This is a genomic window from Moorena sp. SIO3B2 (genome assembly GCF_010692525.1).
Classification (GTDB): Bacteria; Cyanobacteriota; Cyanobacteriia; order Cyanobacteriales; family Coleofasciculaceae; genus Moorena; species Moorena producens.
Genome location: NZ_JAAHHE010000022.1, coordinates 14,927 through 33,698, shown reverse-complemented (window position 1 = coordinate 33,698; position 18,772 = coordinate 14,927). Strand labels below are relative to the sequence as shown.

The following is an 18,772-nucleotide window of genomic DNA, read 5'->3' as shown; positions in this document are numbered from 1 at the left end:
AAAGCCTTGCTTTCTGGAAAAACAGAGAAATATCAAGCGAGAGTTAGCCACCTAATTCATTAGGTGGGCGTGGAGCGAGCCGGGATAAATCCCGGCGCTCGTGTTCAAGGTAGCTTTCCGTTTCTCCCTAGATATTCGACATATTCAGAGAGACTTAACCCAGCAGATTTTGCCAGTTCTTTTAGGTTGTCCCAGGCTAGCTTGGTTACCTTCACACTGTAAGTTTTTTTACTTTCGTTATATATGCTTGGTCTGCCGACTCTTCTTTTTGGTTTTTCTGGCATTTGCTTGACATTTTAATTACGGTAGTATTTTTTTAAATAAACATAGCAAAAAGGTCGATGCAAATGTATGGTTGCCAACAACATTTTATAACTACGACAGCTGAAAATAGAGCGATAATAGAATTTATCTGCTCAGAAGCTAACAAGCTAACCAATTGCGGAATCTATTATTGTCGTCAAATATTGTTCAAAGCCGGTAAATACCTTACAAATGCCGATTTGGATAAGATAATGAAGACAAATGTTCATTTTAAGGCAATGAGGTCAGCTTGTGCGCAACAAACGCTGCACGGAGTTATTGAGTCTTTTAAGTCTTATAAAGCCTTAAGCAAGTTATACAAGAAAGGTCAACTAGCGATCAAGCCTAGAGTTCCTAGTTACCGAAAGAAGGGGGGTTTGGCTGTAGTTAGTTATCCTGCTCGGTGGGTAAAGCTAATAAAAGGCCATCTCAAATTCACATTAGGAAAACAGGTTAAAGCTTGGTTTGGGATAGACCATTTCATCCTCCCTATGCCTTCTAATCTTGATTTCAAGTCAATAAAAGAGTACCGCTTTGTTCCAAGGAATGGGTGTTTGTATCTAGAGTTTGTCTATGAACGACCAGCTTCTGAACAGGTTCAATCAACAGACGAAGTGTTAGGTATTGACCCCGGTTTGAATAATTGGTTAACCTGTGTGTCTACTACAGGCAAATCATTTATCTTGGATGGAAGGAAGGTCAAATCTCAAAATCAATGGTACAACAAACGTGTCGCTGCGATTAAAAAAGGGAAGAGCAAGGATTACTGGGATGAGACTCTAGCTTATTTGACCGAGAAACGCAACAGACAAATGCGAGACAACGTTAATAAAGCTGCTAGATTTATAGTTAACTGGTGCTTAAGTAATGACGTTATTACAGTTGTATTTGGTTGGAACAAGCGCAATAAAGACAGCATCAATATTGGAAAAAAGAACAATCAACAGTTTGTTCAGATACCTACTGCTAAATTAAAAATTCGAATAGAACAGTTATGTATTGAGTATGGTATCAAATTCCTTGAGACTGAAGAAAGTTACACCAGTAAAGCTAGCTTTTTAGATCGTGATTTCCTACCTGTGCTCGGCGCAAAACCTGTTCGCGAAGCGTGCCCTTCGGGCTTGGGGTGGGCAGCAAGCGGAAAGAGAGTGAAGCGTGGACTTTATCGGTCTGCAAAAGGTGAATTGATTAACGCAGATTGCAACGGAGCTTGCAATATTTTAAGAAAAGTAGCGACACAGCTAGGGAGATCCCTAGCCGAGGTCGGTAGAGCAGATTTGAACCTGCCACAACGATATAGATTAGACTCATTGTCTAGATCCTATCGTGAAGCGTCACGTTCGCGAAGCGAGTCCAAAGGACTCAGCGTGGTTTCAACCCGCAAAGTGACATCCGCTTAGAATCTACGCTTTTCAAAACGTAGAGAGTTCAACCAATTACCAGTCACTGCTGATTAAGTTTTTTAGTTTACCTAAGGGTCGTTTGAACCCTTAGGTCGCGCGTCGATCAACTTTCCTACCCTAATCAAGGACTAGATTATCAAAGGGTTTTTTATCCTAATTATCGCGAAACATTTAAACAACAAATCTACCTTGGAGTGTTTAGCTTTATCCCAAGGCTTCGCTCCTTTTTTTTTTATAATTAAATAAGCATTCAAATCGACTAACAACCAATGGAAAATCTTAAAGTCGAAGCTCAGCTCTCCTACGACCAGTTACTTAGAGCTGTTGAACAACTGAGTTTATCTGAACTGGAGAAAGTTGGAGCATACATCATATCCCTTCAGGCACAACGCAAAGCCCCCAGCCTTTCTTCAGATCAGGCTAGGTTGCTAATTACTATTAATCAAGGTGTACCAGCAGACATTCAAAACCGCTACGATGAACTGATTCAAAAACGAAAAATGGAGACGCTGACAGCTGAGCAGTATAAAGAACTTTTGGCTTTAAGTGATCAAGTGGAAACTATCGAAGCTAAACGTGTCGAAGCCATGGCAGAATTAGCTCGTTTACGTCAAATATCCTTAAGCACCCTCATGGCAGATTTGGATATTCATCTCCCTGGTAATGTCTGATAAATCAATTAAAGCAAAACATAGACAAGCAGTTGAATCACGAGCTCAAGAATGTTGTGAATATTGTCGGAGCCAAGCTCGCTTTGGCCCCCAATCTTTTTCGATCGAACATATCCAACGTCTAAGTCGAGATGTAAAAACTGAACTCGATAACTTAGCCCTAGCCTGAGGTGCGAAAAATAATTAGATTTTGCAAAACTATCTAAAATCCTACTGGTTTAATTGGGGACTTTATTCACCATTAAAATTAGTCCTTACTTATTTAGCACTAAAAAAAATAATAGGATAAATTAAATTATAAATTTTTCCTAAAGCATAACTAGTTAGAGTTACCACTGGCATACAATCGTAGACTGATTTATCTATTTGATGCTTCTAGCTGATAACTAGACCGAGAGTGCTCAACGGAAAAATCCTGCCAAGTTGTCTGGACAGTTCCATATATTGAGTGTAAACTGAAACACAAAACCCATACTGTAGTAAAATTAACAGTTATTCTAAAATTATGCTCAGCTATTATCAGCAATCTAACACCCTTAACAGCATAGGTGCGCTTGACCTTGGCGAATTAAATTCGCCAAGGTCAAGCCCACCTAAGGAACCGATCTACCACTAGAGGTGATAAGCGTGCAATCCCAAGTAATCTCAACAACCCCAGCTTCATCAACTACCCCCACTCGCCGCACAGGAGCATTTGCTCTAATGGATAGTCTCCACCGTCACGGTGTGACCCATATCTTCGGCTATCCCGGTGGAGCAATTCTACCGATATATGACGAACTCTATCACTGGGAAGATGCTGGTAAAATACAGCACATCCTAGTCCGACACGAGCAAGGAGCATCCCACGCTGCTGATGGTTATGCCCGTGCTACTGGCAAAGTCGGTGTGTGTTTTGCCACATCTGGTCCGGGAGCCACTAACCTAGTTACCGGTATAGCTACCGCTCACATGGACTCAATTCCTCTAATTTGTGTAACCGGTCAAGTCGCCCGTCCTGCCATTGGTTCTGATGCCTTCCAGGAAACCGATATCTTTGGGATTACTTTGCCCGTTGTCAAACACTCTTATGTGGTGCGTGACCCTGCTGATATGGCGCGGATTGTTGCCGAAGCTTTCCACATCGCTAGCACCGGACGTCCTGGACCAGTCCTGATTGACGTACCCAAAGACGTGGGTTTAGAGGAATGTGACTACGTACCTGTGGAAGCTAATCAACTCAAGTTGGTGGGCTATCGTCCAACAGTAAAGGGCAATCCCCGCCAAATTAACCAAGCCCTAAATTTAATTCGGCAAGCACGACGACCACTGCTTTACGTTGGTGGCGGAACCATTGCTGCTGGTGCCCATGATGAACTGCGCCAACTGGCAGAAATCTTCCAAATTCCGGTAACGACCACGTTGATGGGTAAGGGAGCATTTGATGAATCCCATCCCCTATCGGTAAAAATGCTGGGGATGCATGGCACTGCCTATGCTAACTTTGCCGTTAGTGAGTGTGACTTACTGATTGCTGTAGGGACGCGGTTTGATGACCGGGTGACCGGGAAACTGGATCAGTTTGCCTGTCATGCTCAAGTGATTCACATCGACATTGATCCCGCTGAGGTGGGTAAAAACCGCTCTCCACAAGTACCGATTGTAGGGGATGTGCGCCGGGTTTTGCAATATATGTTGCGCCGTTACCAGGAAATGAATATCTCAGCAGAACCTAATCAAACCCAGGAGTGGCTAGCACGGATTAACCGTTGGCGTGAGGACTATCCCTTGCAGGTGCCTCAATACCCCGATAGTTTATCTCCCCAAGAAGTGATTGTAGAGGTAGGGCGTCAAGCACCTAAAGCTTACTATACCACGGATGTCGGTCAACATCAGATGTGGGCAGCGCAATTTCTTAATAATGGACCGCGCCAGTGGATTTCCAGTGGGGGATTGGGAACTATGGGCTATGGCATGCCAGCAGCCATGGGAGTCCAGGTAGCATTACCCGATCAGCAAGTGATTTGTATTGCTGGTGATGCGAGTATCCAGATGAATATTCAGGAACTGGGTACCCTCGCCCAATATGGCATCAATGTTAAGACCGTGATTATTAACAACGGTTGGCAGGGAATGGTGCGTCAGTGGCAACAAGCGTTCTTTGGGCAGCGTTATTCCTCTTCAAATATGGAAGTCGGGATGCCGGATTTTGTGCAACTGGCTCAGGCTTACGGGGTTAAGGGCATGATAGTTACTAGTCGGGATCAACTACAGGATGCGATCGCACAAATGCTAGCCTACGATGGTCCTGTGTTGTTAGATGTTCATGTAACCAAAGACGAGAATTGTTACCCAATGGTAGCCCCTGGTAAGAGTAATGCCCAAATGATCGGTTTACCAGAAAAACCATTACTCAAGAATGCTACAGAGCTAATCTATTGCAGTAACTGTGGTGCCAAGAATGTAGCAAGTAACAATTTTTGTCCTGAGTGCGGCACCAAGCTTTAATATTGTGTACCTAAGGATTTGACATTGCTGATCAATGGCATGATTTAGGCTAATCGGTCATGGATAATAGTAATGGATAGTAATGGTTAATTGGTACTTAACCATTTACTAATTACCCAACTATAGTTAATATCATTCCTTAGTTCAGCAAAGCTGATAATTTCTCATTTAACCTTACTTACTTCGCTCACCAGCGGAGTATTTTTTTTGGCAAGTATCGTCAGTTTAATCCTACTTATCGGTAAGCATTCAGCTGATAGCTGATAGCTGATAGCTGATAGCTGAATGCTTACCTCATACCTAATCCTAAATTACCTGCCAGATTGGTCATCGTTGAGTGTAATCATACATAAGTTAGACATTCGTATACGTTATCCCATACATTAGTCTTCGATAATCATAACATAAGCAACCTATTATCAATTACCAAAAGGTAAGATTTATTGTTTGCAGGCATTGCTAAGAATTGGAATAACTAAAAATCACTCTATAGTCAACATTAATTCAAACGCTTATTGCTATTGTATATGATTAATACTAAGATAGTTCGGAATGGACTAGCTCTCCTAGCTAGTAGCTTATTATTCACACCCAGTCCTGGTTTGGCTAGCTCTCCTCGTCAGGGGCAAGTTGAAAATAAATTAATCGCAGCAGCACAGTATTTAAGAGACCGGGATTACATGCCAACTCATCGACCGGTAGTCAATAGACTTTCCCGAAACCAAGTCTATGCATTTACCCTGGATCTAGAAGCTGGTAAATCTTATACCTTAGTAAGTTTTTGTGATGATGCTTGTCTCGATATTGACCTAGGTCTGTATGATAACAATGGCCAAACCGTTGACTATGATACTGACTATGGTCAATATCCGATTGTTCAAGTTACCCCTCGCGGCAGTGGAAAATTTATGGTTAAAGTGGGTATGCCCCACTGTGTAAGCTCTTCATGCTATTACGGGGTGGGCATATTCGCGAAATAGATCAAGAGGATTGATCTTCCTTCCCATTTTGAAAAATTCATGCTATTATAATATGTGGTTCGGATCGACGCGATCGCAACGCCCAAACCTTGTCAGGACCGGAAGGTAGCAGCAATAAGGGATGCTTACGATAGGCGTGGACTCCGAGCCACTCTCGTAGCCACAACAAATAGCCACAACACATAGCCACAAAACCATACACTTCGCTGCAGTTGTCGGTAAATTCAGGTTTTGTAGCTTCTGGTATCACAAGAATCGAGGAAAGTAGTGGAAGAAAACACTACTCAGAAGCGACGCATCCCTCTTTTATCTTGTGTTACCCCTTCCATGCTCTCTGCTCCCTGCTCCCTGTGCCAGACTTTTGATCTAGCATAACCAGTACGGAATAACCTCTAATTCGACATAACCTCGATAATTTCAGTATCTGAAATCATGTCACCATTATGAACTAAATCCTGATGATTGTTGGAATTTAAGGTAACCGTGATTTCATTTCTACCAGGTTCAAGCTTGCCAATATAGTACCAATTGCTGTAAATCCTGGTAATTTTTTGGCCATTGATGAATAGATGGGCATGTCCTTCTCCTGGTTGATGGGCTTTGCTAGCATTCTTGGGAGAAAATTGGAAGTTAGAAACCTTTATTTCTAAATTCCATCCCGTCATCGGATCTGGATACACCACTATGTCAACATCTGGAACAGGTTGACCAGAAGGAATTTCCATTGTGCCATGATGATGACCCATACCTTCACCATGGTTACTACTGCTGCCGACCTTGTGATTATGGTGATTATGCTCCATCTCTTTATTATGCTCATTACTGGTTTCGGTTTTATGACCATGGAGCTGAGCATGGGTCTGTTCAGAATCTAGATCGTCTTGGCTAGCCATTCCACAACCACTACCAAGTAAGCTGATAGTTAGCAAACTGGCTGATGCTAATTTTAAAATAGTTCTAAGTGCTGAAAATACTGCTAACTGCTGAGGGGTTAGTAGGATTTCTTTGGGTAGGTAAGTTAATAAGGTCTTGCTCATCCGATCGACAATTGTTGTTTCTACCATGGACTTTGCTAAATTGCCCATGGTATTTTATATTAGGTCAGGTAAATTTTCAAAAGACAAGCTGTAAAACCTAGTAATTAGTTAGGTAAGCAGTCAGGGGTCAGCGGTGAGCTAAAAGCTCACGCTACGCGAACAGCAGTCAGATGAAAATAAACCCGGGAGAATTTAATATTGATAGATTAATGATAAGTGAAAGTATGGATAAAAGTCCTTGGCCATAGGCCACGCTAGGCCGTGTTTTCAAAGTTTTCCGCAAGATTTAGATCCCCCCCAACCCCCCTTAATAAGGGGGGAGCCATTCTCAAAGTCCCCCTTTTTTAAGGGGGATTTAGGGGGATCTCCGAGTTTGAAAACACGCCCTAGGGCAACCGCTTTGTGGCACAGGCTTCTAGCCTGTGACATTAACGAATGCTTACCTCTTTATTCAAAAGCTGATAGCACCTCAAGTAGCACCATCTGTAGCGCATAAGCTGATAACTGATAGCTGATAGCTGATAGCTGATAGCTAATAGCTAATAGCTGATAGCTTACGATTACCAACCTACTTCTTGAGCTACTCCATACAATTCTTCTAAATGTCGGCAAAATTCACTGTAGGTTCCAATTGGGCGTGCGTCTAATCCAGTTAAATCTAAATTTTCTTCAGTACTTTTCTGTTGGAGGTCTACTCCTTCCTGCTTGTTCCGCATATTTAATCGGTAAGCATTTTGGTCTGGATAAATTTCAAAAATTATCTCGATCGCGTCTTCATAGGTGTCTAAGGAAAGGCTTAGATCGAAGGGCTTTCCAGGTAAAACCAAGCTGATGCTGTCATAGCCTGTTACTTCTTCTGTGTAAAAAACTTGTGATTCGGACATGGTGATAATTATTTGAGTCCAGGCAGGAAAGCTAGTCATTTTTCTTCTCCTTTAAGTAGTGATAGCAATGCCCCTGGGCTTAACCTGGAACTAGCATGGAACGCAATAAACACACGGATGCTACAGTTGAGCAATCGGTGATTCACCACGGCACTAGGGAGGTTACCCCAATAAAGAATACTAATAATAACAAAAATAGTAGGGTAACTATGATACCAATAATGACGAAGGATGTGATCGCCCAACCCCGTTGATGGCGCTTAAAGGCTTTGATACTCTTCCAACGGCGGCTTTTCCATGCCCACTCATTACCCTTGATGCCCAAAATAATCCCCATCACTGGCCAAGCAAGAAATCCAGTCACTAAGGATAGATCGGTCCAGGCAATCAGTCCAATCCAAACTTGATTGGTGACACACCACAAACCTGGTAGACAAAAGGCACCCCAGTTCCAGCCTTGAATCTCTGCTGGCACTAGAACAGATTCGTCAAACACTTGCTTGCAACCGGAATTATTGATGGGAGTCGGTGGAGGGTACGATTTAGACTGGGGAGTTACAGCTACATTACCCTTTATTTCTGTTTGTCTAACCTTAGAATCATCAGAATCATCAGTTCGGATCAGGTCTAGAACCTCTTGAGCAGATTGGAATCGCTCAGAGGGTTGGGATGCCAGCAAACGAGATAGGATACTATTAAACTCTGGAGATAGGGTTACTTCTTCTTCAGTTCGCCAGCTCAGGGTATAAGGGTCAACCAGTTCCTGGGGCTGTTTACCAGTCATCAGTACTAGTGATGTCACTCCCAAAGCATACAGGTCACTATGGGGAGCAGCAATCCCTAGGCGTAGCTGTTCATCAGGTGCATAGCCAACTTTACCTAAACAAGTCCCACCAGCATAGATGGCAGAGTTTTGCCCAGGTGCGCTTGACCTTGGCGAATTAAATTCGCCACGGGTCGCACCTCTGGTTACGGGAGTATTGACTTCTAGGGCAATTTGTTTGACACCACCCAAGTCAATTAATACTGGTACTCCATCGGAAGCACGACGGATAATATTGTCTGGAGCAATATCCCGGTGAATTATTCCTAATTGGTGTAGGTAGCTTAAGACCGGGAGCAATTGCTGAAACAGTTGGATAATTTCGGTTTCGCTGAAGCGTTCCCCTTTGCTTACTCGTTCTTCGAGTAAAGTTTGATAGGTTTTTCCTTCAATGTAGTCTTGGACGAGAAACAACCGTTTGCCATGGCGAAAAAATTCCCAGAATCTCGGAATTTGGGGGGATGAAAGCTTGTGCAGCATGGTTGCTTCCCGTTGAAATAGTTCTTCCGCTTTTTCTAGGGTATGGGTGCCCTGGTTTCTTGGAGTCAGCTCTTTTAGGGTTACTAGTTCATTAAAGCGTCCAGTGTCTTTGGCGAGGTAGGTTTTGCCAAATCCCCCTTGTCCTAAGGTACGTTGAATTATGTAGCGATCGCGTAATCGGCTTCCAGTCTGTAATGTATTGTCATTATTAGTATTGTCTAATGTATTGTCTAATGTATTGTCATTATTAGTATTATCTAGATTAGTCTCTAGGGGACTGCTACTGGGAGGAGGTAGAGAGGCACCACAACGAGAGCAAAAACTTGCCCGACTGGGATTGATTTGCTCACATATCATACAAATGATTGAATTCATGGCTCCACTCTTTTGAATACCAGTTGGGTTCATGCCGTTGCTGCCTAGTTAATTGGTATTATAATTGGCACTATAATTGGCTCGATATGATCTATTTTAGCCACCATGAGAAAAATCAGAGTTCATTCAAATGTGCGGTTTGGGGTAAGTATTGTGGACGGTTGATGGTGAATTGTCAACGAATTGTCAAGCGAAGGCAGCAATCTTAATAAGAAATAAGAAATAGTTAAGAATTGAGCAATCTAGTAATTATGAACTATTTCAGGCTTACAATTCAAAGTTATAGCACTACGCATTAAGGTGTTTGACATTGATACAAGCAGCAAAAGCTGTCGCAGTTAACTTTTGCCTCTTGCCTCTTGCCAATGCCATTGCGCGTAGCGCTATATGTGCTTGAAGTAGGGTGATGGTGCAAATAACAGGAACAACAAAGTTATTGGGTGTGATTGGTGATCCAGTGGAACATTCTTTATCACCACTGATGCATAACCAAGCGATCGCATCCTTGGGTGTGGATTATGTCTACCTACCTTTACCGGTAAAATCAGCAGATTTGAAAAATGCGATCGCTGGTTTTGAGGCGATTGGTCTAGTGGGCTTCAGTATCACTATTCCCCACAAACAGACTATCATCCCCTTGTTGTCGGAAATTTCAACAGTGGCTCAAGGGGTGGGAGCAGTGAATACTGTGTATCGCAACGATCACGGTTGGATTGGTACGAATACGGATATCGAAGGATTTATCACCCCGTTGCAAGGGTATGACCGGGATTGGACTCAAACTACTGTAGTCATTTTGGGGTGTGGTGGTGCCGCACGAGCTGTAGTAGTCGGTTGTGCTGAACTCGGTTGTACTGAGATTCATGTGGTTGGTCGCAATCAGGACAAGTTAGGTCAATTTAAGGAAAGCTGGATTAATTCTGACCTTGCTATTACTATTCATACTCATGCTTGGGAACAACTACCGGAACTTATAGGCCAAGCCAATTTGTTGGTGAATGCTACTCCGGTGGGAATGTATCCCAACATCGAGCAGTCTCCTGTTGATCAGCTAGCTATGGCCAGGTTGCCGGAAAATGCGATCGCTTATGACTTGATTTATACTCCTAATCCCACTCAGTTTTTACGACAAGCCAAGGAACAGGGCGCGATCGCAATTGATGGATTGGAAATGCTGGTGCAACAGGGAGCAGCAGCTTTCAAAATTTGGTTAGGACAAACTCCGCCAGTGGATATTATGCGTCACGCTCTCCTAGTGTAAGCCTTGGTAATCCCCGGTAACTCTTGGAATTGCCAAACTAGGATGCAGACTTAGGATTAATTTCCTACGTTGATTTGGTTATGACACCCAAGGGTGAACTCCAGCCCTTGGCTCTGTCGCTAATCATTAAGTCAAAGGCAAAATGTGTGATTAGCTTAACAAGCCATTTTAACCTTGTCGAGGAACACATTACCGAATTGAGACGCATTAAAAATGCAAAATTACGTATTTGTTATTGACACGAACAAACAGCCATTAAATCCAATTACTCCAAAGAAGGCACGTCGGTTATTGGATAAAGGTAAAGCTGCGGTTTTTAGGATGTACCCGTTCACAATCATTTTGAAAACAGCGATCAATAATCCAACGATATCACCCTGCCAAATAAAGATAGATCCTGGCAGTAAAGTAACTGGATTTGCCTTAATTCAAAACAACCAAGTCATTTGGGGAATGGAGCTAGAGCACAGAGGAGGATTGATCAAGAAAAAACTAGAATCTAGAAGGGCTGTAAGGCGTGGGAGGCGTAACCGAAACACTCGCTATAGAAAACCCAGATTCCTTAACCGTAAGCGCCCAGAGGGATGGCTACCCCCTAGTTTAGAACACAGGATTTTGACTACTCAAACCTGGGTTAAGCGATTGATTAAGTTTTGCCCAGTAAATGAGATTTGGGTTGAAAGAGTTAAGTTTGACACCCAAAAAATGCAAAATCCTGAAATTAGTGGAGTTGAGTACCAACAGGGGGAACTAGCTGGTTACGAGGTCAGAGAGTATTTGCTTGAAAAATGGGGGAGGGAATGCACTTATTGTGGCAAGCAAAATGTACCCTTACAGGTTGAGCATATCCATCCAAAATCAAAAGGAGGAAGCGATCGCGTAAGTAATCTTTGTTTAGCTTGCGAAAAATGCAATCAACGAAAAAGTGACAAACCTATAGAGGTTTTCCTAAAAAAGAAGCCGAGCTTGCTCCAAAAGATTAAAGTCAAAGCTAAACTACCATTGAAGGATGCGGCGGCGGTTAACACAACTCGCAACAAGTTAGTGAAAGTACTCCGAAACGCCAGACCTGTAGTAATTGGGACGGGAGCACAAACTAAGTACAACCGGACGAAGCTAAGACTACCTAAACAGCACTGGATTGATGCTGCTTGTGTTGGAGACATTGAGACCCTAATGTTGAAAACCTCTCAGCCACTATTGGCAACCTGTAAAGGGCAGGGTAGCAGACAAAAAGCAGCACTCAATAAATACGGTTACCCCATTAGACACAACCCATTAAGACCGATTAAAGGTTGGGCTACCGGAGATATAGCTAGGCACCAAAAATTAGGAATAGGCAAGGTTACTCCCAGAAGCAAAGGAAGTTTTGGATTTACCCCGTTAGGAATGAAGGGGTACAAGAGCTGTAAACCTCAAGATATATCGGCGATACACCGAAAAGATGGATACACTTACAGCTTTTGCCAGTAAATACCGGAACTTGCCAAGTAATAGTTGCTCTAGATTCACCTGCAGGAGAAATTGGGATTGTTGAAAAGTTAGCTAAAATTGATAGCGCTGTGCTATAAATCTCGGCAAGAGACATAGTGATACCAAGGCTTGGGTGGGCTAGTGGTATCGGTAGGGAAAGAGGTGAGAATGATCTTACCATCCGGACCAATCATCCAGCCTTGAGCTTCCACAATCCGTTTTGGCTTAGAATTCTGTGGAATAAAATTCTGTTCGGTCGAGGGAGCTAAGGTCTGATTCTTATCAAGATTGTGATCAATTTCAGTAAGGGTTTGATCATCTAGAGTCACCCAATCAGCAATGATGGTTTGACCGATAATCGGGTCGAGGGGACTAGCCGGAATGCCACCTCGTCCAGTAACAATAAATTCACCAAGTTCATCTACCGAGACTTTCCCACTTCTCGGACAGCTAGCAACAATGAGTGATGATGGGTCAGTTAAATTAATTGGTAGTTGATCTAATCCCCGAGAAGGGTCAAGATTGCCCGTATTGATGGTCACTATTCCTTGTGGACCAGAGTCAGAACTGGCATCAATATCATTAGTGCGATTTCCATCAATGGCTTCGCGCTCCTCAATCAAACGGACATCTTCGGCATTAATGGTGATCTCACCACCTTTTCCCTGTTCAGCTTTGGCAATGATATCGCTACCATTAGGACCAGTTGGGGGAAAGGCAATTAAGACGTCGGTATCAATATCAATATTGCCACCCGTAGCTTCTTCAGAAGCCTCTGCGGAGATTAGGCTTTCGTTGAGCATCACTATCGATTCTGATACGTCTAGTGTGATATTCGCTCCATCTTCCCCTCCACTCAGTTGAGTTTCAGCTAAAAGTGTGCCGTTGTCAAGCAACAGGGAATTAGCTTTAATGTCCAGATTTCCTGCTATCCCTTTCTCACTTTTGACTGTTATTTCCCCTTCATCCTCAACTTTGAGGGCATCAGTATTGATTGTGATATCGCTGGCTTGACCGATAGCTTTCTCTTTAGCAGCGCTGGAAATGACTCCACCATTAACAGTTAGTGTATTGGTGGTTAAATCTATAGGTCCACCGTTACCATTACTATTGGTGCTAGCATCTAAGGCTCCGCCATCAGTCACAGCAATTGAGTTAGCGTTAATTTTAATCTTACCACCGTTGCCCTGTGTTGACCTAAGATCCACACCAGTCAAGATCTGACTAGGTTGGTCATTAATGCCCACTCCGTCTATTAAAACCTGATCATCAACCGTAATGATCACATTGCCACCATTTCCCTTCTCTTGAGTACCAGATTGTAACCTAGCACCTCCAGTAATCGCCAATGAACCTTCTTTAACTTTGATCTTGATATCGCCACCATTGCCATCGCCATTACTTCTAACATTACTAAATATGCCAGTAGTGATTGACCTGGTTTTGTCCACTCCGTCAAGTAAAACCACTCCGTCAACTAAAACGCGATCGCGAGCTTTGATTTCCACATCACCCCCGTTTCCTTTGCCACGGGTTTCGGAATTTATCACAGCACCGTTGGTAAACGAAACTGACCGACCTTCAATCAATACGTTGCCACCGTCGCCCTCTGCTGTTTGTCTAACTCGAGTGAATATAATACTTGAAAAGCTTGACACCTTATTATTCCTGTTTTTATTTCTGAATATTAAAGCGCCATCAAAGATAACGTCATCCTCAGCAATAATTGATATGTTGCCAGCCTTTCCTTTGTCATATATTTCAGCACTTATTTGACCGCCATTGGTCACAAAAACTGACTTTCCCTTTATGGTGATGTCGCCACCATTACCTATAGCTTGTGGTTTGTTGCGAAACCTTGGGTTTTCTCTATCTCGACCGACCCGAGAGCGCAACCCGCTGGCTAGTGTCAGATCACTGTTTACCCCGTCAATGGTAACTGTATCGCGAGCTGTTATAGTTATATTGCCCGCATCTCCTATTCCCAGGGTGTCAGCTACGAGTCTAGCACCATTGCTGATAGTGACTGATTCGGCATCAATCGATATATCTCCTGCGCTGCCGATTACGGAAAAATCCACTTCGGTCAGAATCGAGTTACTGTTCTGGTCAACGATAACTTGGTCATCAGCAATAATTGTTACATCTCCACCATTTCCCTGTCCTTTGATCCTCGACTGCAAGAAAGCATCATTCATAAACAAAGAGCCTGTGGTCATGGAAATACCACCACTATTACCGATAGCGTCTTGTTCTATGTTGTTGAAAATTCCAGTAGTGTTAGGATTTTCCGGTTTCCCTTCAAAGGTGACTGTATCATCAGCAACAATAGTCACTTTCCCTGCATCAGCTTGACCAAAGGTACTGGTTTCGATCTGAGCACCGTTTTTGGCAGAGAGTGAGCCAGTATCAATAGTGATATCCCCACCCTTTTCTGTTCCGAAGGTGTTGCTAATAATGAAACTGTTGTCAAGGGATAGTTGATCATTTGTAACCACGGTAATATCCCCTGCTTTACCAGAAGCGGAAGAGGCATCAATGCGTCCGCTTATTTCAATGGGGCCCCGATAATCAATCAAGACCTCACCACCATTCCCTGAAAACCTCTGGTTACTCGTATCATTCATAAGCTTCTTATTGACTACCTTGGCTATGGTGCCGTCACCAGTTAGAAGTGAACTAATTTTCAGGGTTTCACTCACTAACGATGGATTAGCTTGATACTGATTGGTTAACAATACTAGTCCATTGGGAGCATTAATCGAGATGTCACCAATTTCTATATCTGCACTAGTAGCACCAGTCCCAAAGTTAGAGCCTAAGTTTCCACTATCGGTATTTCCTGGAAAACCCGCCAGTAATGTCCAATCTATGCCAGCACGGATATCTAGGGTAGGTTGGTTACTGCCATCTATCACTACCGATGTTCTCGCTTCGTCGGACAAGGTCACATTAGCCAGACTAGCTAAGAAGGGATTGGAGTTATCGGGGCTAATCGCATTATCAGCGGTATCGGTAGAGTTAATTTCGATGTCCCCAACGGTAACACTACCTCCTGCCAAAATATGGAGTGATGCTCCGGTATAGTTTCCTAAACTGACATCCCCATTGGCCAGAATTATCGGATCATGGGGACTGACTAAATTTCCCGGTAGCCCATCCAACTGTTCGATACTGACACTGCCGCCAGCGGAATAGTAAGCATTCCCAGCGATAGGATTATGCGATTGCAACCGTAAATCAGAACCAGCAAATAAACCACTTAGGACATGGTTATGGGCAGCAATATCAATTGACTGATTGCCCTGAATTAGCAGCAAGCCACCTGCTGACAACCTAAAGGGTTGCGCTACACTATCCCTAATCGTGACTGTATCTTCTGCGAACAGAGTTAAATCCCTAGCAGCTTCCAGTTGACCTTGTAAATCCAGATGGCCAGCGGCTAGGGTTAAATCTTGTCCTACTGCTAAATTCCCAGCATTTGTAATTGTGCTCCTCGGGTCATATTTGCCATACTGCAATCCTGGGGTGATATTAATGGTTAACAGTGGCGGGGCTTCTGGTGATGTGGCACTAAACTCCTGGCCATCACCAAATACCAAACTATTGGCAGTAGAGGCGAAAAAGGAACCAGCTACATCTAATCTCGCCTGATCTCCAAACACAATACCATTGGGATTGAGTAAAAACAGATTCGCTGGCCCATCTACTCCCAAAGTGCCTAAAATATTGGATAGATTACTTCCGGTTACCCGTGTTAAAATCCTCTGAATCCCAGAGGGATTAGCAAAATAAACTCGTTGTAGTTCTCCTACATTAAATTCAGCAAAACTATGGAACAAATTCTCCCCACGAGTTGCTCCCCCTTCAATTAAATCTGCCAGCGCCCCCTTGACCTCTACATTAGGAGTTACCCTTGACGCTTCATTTCCCAAGCTGCCATCGGGAGTAAGTTCAGCTACAACTGGAGCAGAAAACCCCCAAGCAAAACATCCGGTTAGGCAAATTATCCTTAATTCTAAAAATGCACCAACAGCCATAAGCATCCTAACCAATAAAATCGGATTATTGGGAAATTATATAACAGATTTTAAATTAGGATCATCAAAACAATTTGAACTTAACTAATCTTAATTAGTAGGTAAATTATTAAGTAAATCATTAGGTAAATCATTAGGTAAATTATTAGGTGGGAATCCAACAGGACTTAAGCCGCCAAACAGTTTTACTAAGGAATAAGATAAGTAAGTACGTAAGCATATGCGCTACAGATGGTGCTACTTGAGGTGCCGTCAGCCGTCAGTGGTCAGTAGTCAGTGGTCAGTGGTCAGCTTATTTTATTCAAAAACACCGATCTAGTAGGATGGCACAGTCTTCGACGCATCGGACCTAAGCCATAAGCACCTCAAGTAGCGTGCGCGTAGCGCATAAGCTGATAGCACCTCAAGTAGCGTGCGCTAATCGCTGACCGCTGATAGCTGATAGCTTAAGTAAGTACTACCATTAGAGGACTAATAGAGCACTAACTATGGGCAATACCTTTGGACATTTGTTTCGGATCACGACATTTGGAGAATCCCACGGGGGTGGGGTTGGGGTAGTCATTGATGGCTGTCCACCGCGACTGGAAATTTCTGCGGCAGAAATTCAGGTAGAACTAGACCGCAGGCGTCCGGGTCAGAGTAAGATTACTACTCCTCGTAAAGAAACCGATACCTGTGAAATTGTTTCGGGAGTATTTCAGGGCAAAACCCTGGGCACACCAATTATGATAATGGTGCGCAATAAAGACACTAGGCCCCAAGACTATAGCGAGATGCAAAAAACGTATCGGCCTTCCCATGCTGATGCTACCTATGATGCTAAGTATGGCATTCGTAACTGGCAGGGGGGAGGACGTTCCTCAGCCCGGGAAACCATCGGGCGAGTGGCAGCGGGTGCGATCGCAAAAAAAATTCTCCGGCAAGCTACTGGTGTAGAAGTCATTGGCTACGTCAAGCGTATCAAAACCTTAGAAGGTATCGTAGACTCCAACACCGTCACTCAAGACCAGGTAGAAAGTAATATTGTTCGTTGCCCTGATTCCGAATGTGCTCAACGGATGATTGAGCTCATTGAAGAAACTGGACGTAGCGGTGATTCCGTTGGGGGTGTAGTAGAGTGTGTGGCTCGCCATATACCCAAAGGCTTGGGAGAGCCAGTATTTGATAAGCTAGAAGCCGATTTAGCCAAAGGGGTGATGTCCCTACCAGCTAGTAAAGGTTTTGAGATTGGCTCTGGCTTTGGGGGCACTGTACTTACCGGCAGTGAGCATAATGATGAATTTTACACAGACGAAACCGGTGCAGTGCGCACGGTTACCAATCGCTCCGGTGGGGTTCAAGGTGGCATTAGTAACGGCGAGACTATTATTATTAGAGTAGCGTTTAAACCCACTGCTACCATCCGCAAAGAACAACGTACTGTCACCAGTACTGGTGAAGAAACCATTCTAGCTGCTAAAGGACGTCACGACCCTTGTGTCTTACCCAGGGCCGTACCTATGGTAGAAGCAATGGTTGCTTTGGTATTGTGCGATCACCTGTTGCGTCATCAGGGTCAGTGCGGTACTTTGAAGCATTAACTTACCAATGAAGACAAGCACTTCCTCCGAGTTTTCGGTTAAATTTTGGGGAGTCCGAGGCAGTATACCTAGCCCTGGACGGGAGACAATTCAATATGGCGGCAATACGTCTTGTGTAGAGATGCAAGTGGCTGGGTTACGCCTGATTTTTGATGGCGGTACTGGCTTGCGGTTGTTGGGAAAAAGCCTTAAGCAGCAGTTACCCATTGAAGCTTATTGGTTTTTTACTCACTACCACTGGGATCATATTCAAGGCGTGCCATTTTTCATTCCAGCCTTTGTGGAAGGGAACATTTTACATATTTATGGCGCACCTCCCCCCGGGGATTGCATGGAGCAACACTTCAAGGAGCGGGTGTTACACTTGAATGCTCCAGTTCCTACTAACAAAGTAAAGGCAGATTTGAAGTTCTATGACTTAGAACTAGGTCATAACACTGTCACCATAGACGATATTACCATAGAAACTGCTCCTTTGAATCATCCTAATGGTGCTATAGGCTATCGCGTAAGCTGGCAAGGGCATTCCGTGTGCTACTGCACCGATACAGAACATTTTCCTGACCGCCTTGATCAAAATGTGGTGTATCTAGCCCGTGATGCTGATGTATTAATATACGATGCTATGTATACCGATGAAGAATACCACAACCCCAAATCTCCCAAGGTAGGTTGGGGACATTCCACCTGGCAGGAAGGGGTGAAGCTGGTAAAAGCTGCTGGTGTTAAGAAACTGGCTATCTTCCACCACGAACCTAATCACTGTGATGATTTTCTCGACAAGCTGGCAGTGGAAGTTAAAGAAGTGTTTGATGGCGCGTTTATAGTCAAAGAAGGGATGATTGTTACGGTCAAGTAATGGTGAAGGGTTCAGGTTGAAGGTTTGATGTTGAAGGTTGAAAGTTTAAGTGTTGAAGGTTTAAGGTTTAAGGTTTAAGGTTTAAAGTTGAAGTGTTGAAGGGTTAAGGTTTA

At 43.6% G+C, this 18,772-nt stretch carries 14 protein-coding genes and 1 other RNA gene; 10 read left to right on the top strand and 5 right to left on the bottom strand.

What is annotated here, in order from left to right; translation table 11 throughout:
* Nucleotides 1-104: 104 nt before the first annotated feature.
* Nucleotides 105-284, bottom strand: coding sequence for a hypothetical protein (locus F6K38_RS07125; protein WP_009149948.1), 180 nt, complete (start codon nt 282-284; stop codon nt 105-107).
* Between the two features lie 63 nt (nt 285-347).
* Between F6K38_RS07125 and F6K38_RS07120 the strand changes: the two genes are divergently transcribed.
* From F6K38_RS07120 to ffs, 6 genes are all read left to right on the top strand, one after another.
* On the top strand, nt 348-1,703 hold the full coding sequence (locus F6K38_RS07120; RefSeq protein ID WP_287356370.1) for an RNA-guided endonuclease InsQ/TnpB family protein: 1,356 nt from the start codon (nt 348-350) through the stop codon (nt 1,701-1,703).
* A 272-nt stretch (nt 1,704-1,975) separates the two neighbouring features.
* Nucleotides 1,976-2,377 (top strand): hypothetical protein, encoded by a 402-nt coding sequence (locus F6K38_RS07115; RefSeq protein ID WP_009149953.1) that lies wholly within the window; start codon nt 1,976-1,978, stop codon nt 2,375-2,377.
* A complete protein-coding gene (locus F6K38_RS07110) occupies nt 2,370-2,546 on the top strand; it encodes an HNH endonuclease (RefSeq protein ID WP_009149955.1) in 177 nt (58 codons plus the stop codon). Before F6K38_RS07115 ends, F6K38_RS07110 begins: the two co-directional genes overlap by 8 nt.
* A 458-nt stretch (nt 2,547-3,004) precedes the next feature.
* Nucleotides 3,005-4,864 carry a biosynthetic-type acetolactate synthase large subunit gene (gene ilvB, locus F6K38_RS07105; protein WP_009149959.1) on the top strand — a complete coding sequence of 620 codons (1,860 nt, stop codon included), beginning with the start codon at nt 3,005-3,007 and terminating at the stop codon, nt 4,862-4,864.
* Nucleotides 4,865-5,391: 527 nt separating this feature from the next.
* On the top strand, nt 5,392-5,844 hold the full coding sequence (locus F6K38_RS07100) for a hypothetical protein (protein ID WP_009149960.1): 453 nt from the start codon (nt 5,392-5,394) through the stop codon (nt 5,842-5,844).
* A gap of 56 nt (nt 5,845-5,900) precedes the next feature.
* Nucleotides 5,901-5,997, top strand: an RNA gene (gene ffs / locus F6K38_RS07095) — signal recognition particle sRNA small type.
* Nucleotides 5,998-6,236: 239 nt separating this feature from the next.
* Here the strand turns inward: ffs and F6K38_RS07090 are convergent.
* The 3 genes from F6K38_RS07090 to F6K38_RS07080 form a co-directional block, all read right to left on the bottom strand.
* Nucleotides 6,237-6,929, bottom strand: coding sequence for a hypothetical protein (locus tag F6K38_RS07090; RefSeq protein ID WP_009149962.1), 693 nt, complete (start codon nt 6,927-6,929; stop codon nt 6,237-6,239).
* Between the two features lie 512 nt (nt 6,930-7,441).
* Entirely contained in the window at nt 7,442-7,804 is a 363-nt protein-coding gene (locus F6K38_RS07085) for a hypothetical protein (protein ID WP_071107058.1), read from the bottom strand.
* 103 nt (nt 7,805-7,907) lie between these two features.
* Nucleotides 7,908-9,443: a serine/threonine-protein kinase gene (locus tag F6K38_RS07080; protein ID WP_083374231.1), complete on the bottom strand. Its 1,536-nt coding sequence runs from the start codon at nt 9,441-9,443 to the stop codon at nt 7,908-7,910.
* Between the two features lie 406 nt (nt 9,444-9,849).
* Here F6K38_RS07080 and F6K38_RS07075 point away from each other — a divergent pair, with 406 nt between their 5' ends.
* Nucleotides 9,850-10,704, top strand: a complete 855-nt coding sequence (locus tag F6K38_RS07075; RefSeq protein WP_287356368.1) for a shikimate dehydrogenase — start codon at nt 9,850-9,852, stop codon at nt 10,702-10,704.
* A gap of 213 nt (nt 10,705-10,917) precedes the next feature.
* Nucleotides 10,918-12,177, top strand: coding sequence for an RNA-guided endonuclease IscB (gene iscB, locus F6K38_RS07070; protein WP_287255028.1), 1,260 nt, complete (start codon nt 10,918-10,920; stop codon nt 12,175-12,177).
* A 92-nt stretch (nt 12,178-12,269) separates the two neighbouring features.
* Here the strand turns inward: iscB and F6K38_RS07065 are convergent, their stop codons facing one another.
* Nucleotides 12,270-16,217, bottom strand: coding sequence for a two-partner secretion domain-containing protein (locus F6K38_RS07065; RefSeq protein ID WP_287356366.1), 3,948 nt, complete (start codon nt 16,215-16,217; stop codon nt 12,270-12,272).
* A gap of 488 nt (nt 16,218-16,705) precedes the next feature.
* Here F6K38_RS07065 and aroC point away from each other — a divergent pair, with 488 nt between their 5' ends.
* Nucleotides 16,706-17,800: a chorismate synthase gene (gene aroC, locus F6K38_RS07060; RefSeq protein WP_008183970.1), complete on the top strand. Its 1,095-nt coding sequence runs from the start codon at nt 16,706-16,708 to the stop codon at nt 17,798-17,800.
* Nucleotides 17,801-17,807: 7 nt separating this feature from the next.
* A complete protein-coding gene (locus F6K38_RS07055) occupies nt 17,808-18,659 on the top strand; it encodes an MBL fold metallo-hydrolase (protein WP_008183967.1) in 852 nt (283 codons plus the stop codon).
* Nucleotides 18,660-18,772 lie beyond the last annotated feature (113 nt).

Coding starts and splice junctions, on each gene's coding strand:
- F6K38_RS07055 (WP_008183967.1), top strand. CDS start 17,808: ATGAAGACAAGCACTTCCTCCGAGTTTTCGGTTAAATTTTGGGGAGTC.
- F6K38_RS07065 (WP_287356366.1), bottom strand. CDS start 16,217: ATGGCTGTTGGTGCATTTTTAGAATTAAGGATAATTTGCCTAACCGGA.
- aroC (WP_008183970.1), top strand. CDS start 16,706: ATGGGCAATACCTTTGGACATTTGTTTCGGATCACGACATTTGGAGAA.
- F6K38_RS07115 (WP_009149953.1), top strand. CDS start 1,976: ATGGAAAATCTTAAAGTCGAAGCTCAGCTCTCCTACGACCAGTTACTT.
- F6K38_RS07110 (WP_009149955.1), top strand. CDS start 2,370: ATGTCTGATAAATCAATTAAAGCAAAACATAGACAAGCAGTTGAATCA.
- F6K38_RS07075 (WP_287356368.1), top strand. CDS start 9,850: ATGGTGCAAATAACAGGAACAACAAAGTTATTGGGTGTGATTGGTGAT.
- F6K38_RS07120 (WP_287356370.1), top strand. CDS start 348: ATGTATGGTTGCCAACAACATTTTATAACTACGACAGCTGAAAATAGA.
- F6K38_RS07125 (WP_009149948.1), bottom strand. CDS start 284: ATGCCAGAAAAACCAAAAAGAAGAGTCGGCAGACCAAGCATATATAAC.
- F6K38_RS07100 (WP_009149960.1), top strand. CDS start 5,392: ATGATTAATACTAAGATAGTTCGGAATGGACTAGCTCTCCTAGCTAGT.
- iscB (WP_287255028.1), top strand. CDS start 10,918: ATGCAAAATTACGTATTTGTTATTGACACGAACAAACAGCCATTAAAT.
- F6K38_RS07090 (WP_009149962.1), bottom strand. CDS start 6,929: ATGGGCAATTTAGCAAAGTCCATGGTAGAAACAACAATTGTCGATCGG.
- F6K38_RS07080 (WP_083374231.1), bottom strand. CDS start 9,443: ATGAATTCAATCATTTGTATGATATGTGAGCAAATCAATCCCAGTCGG.
- F6K38_RS07085 (WP_071107058.1), bottom strand. CDS start 7,804: ATGACTAGCTTTCCTGCCTGGACTCAAATAATTATCACCATGTCCGAA.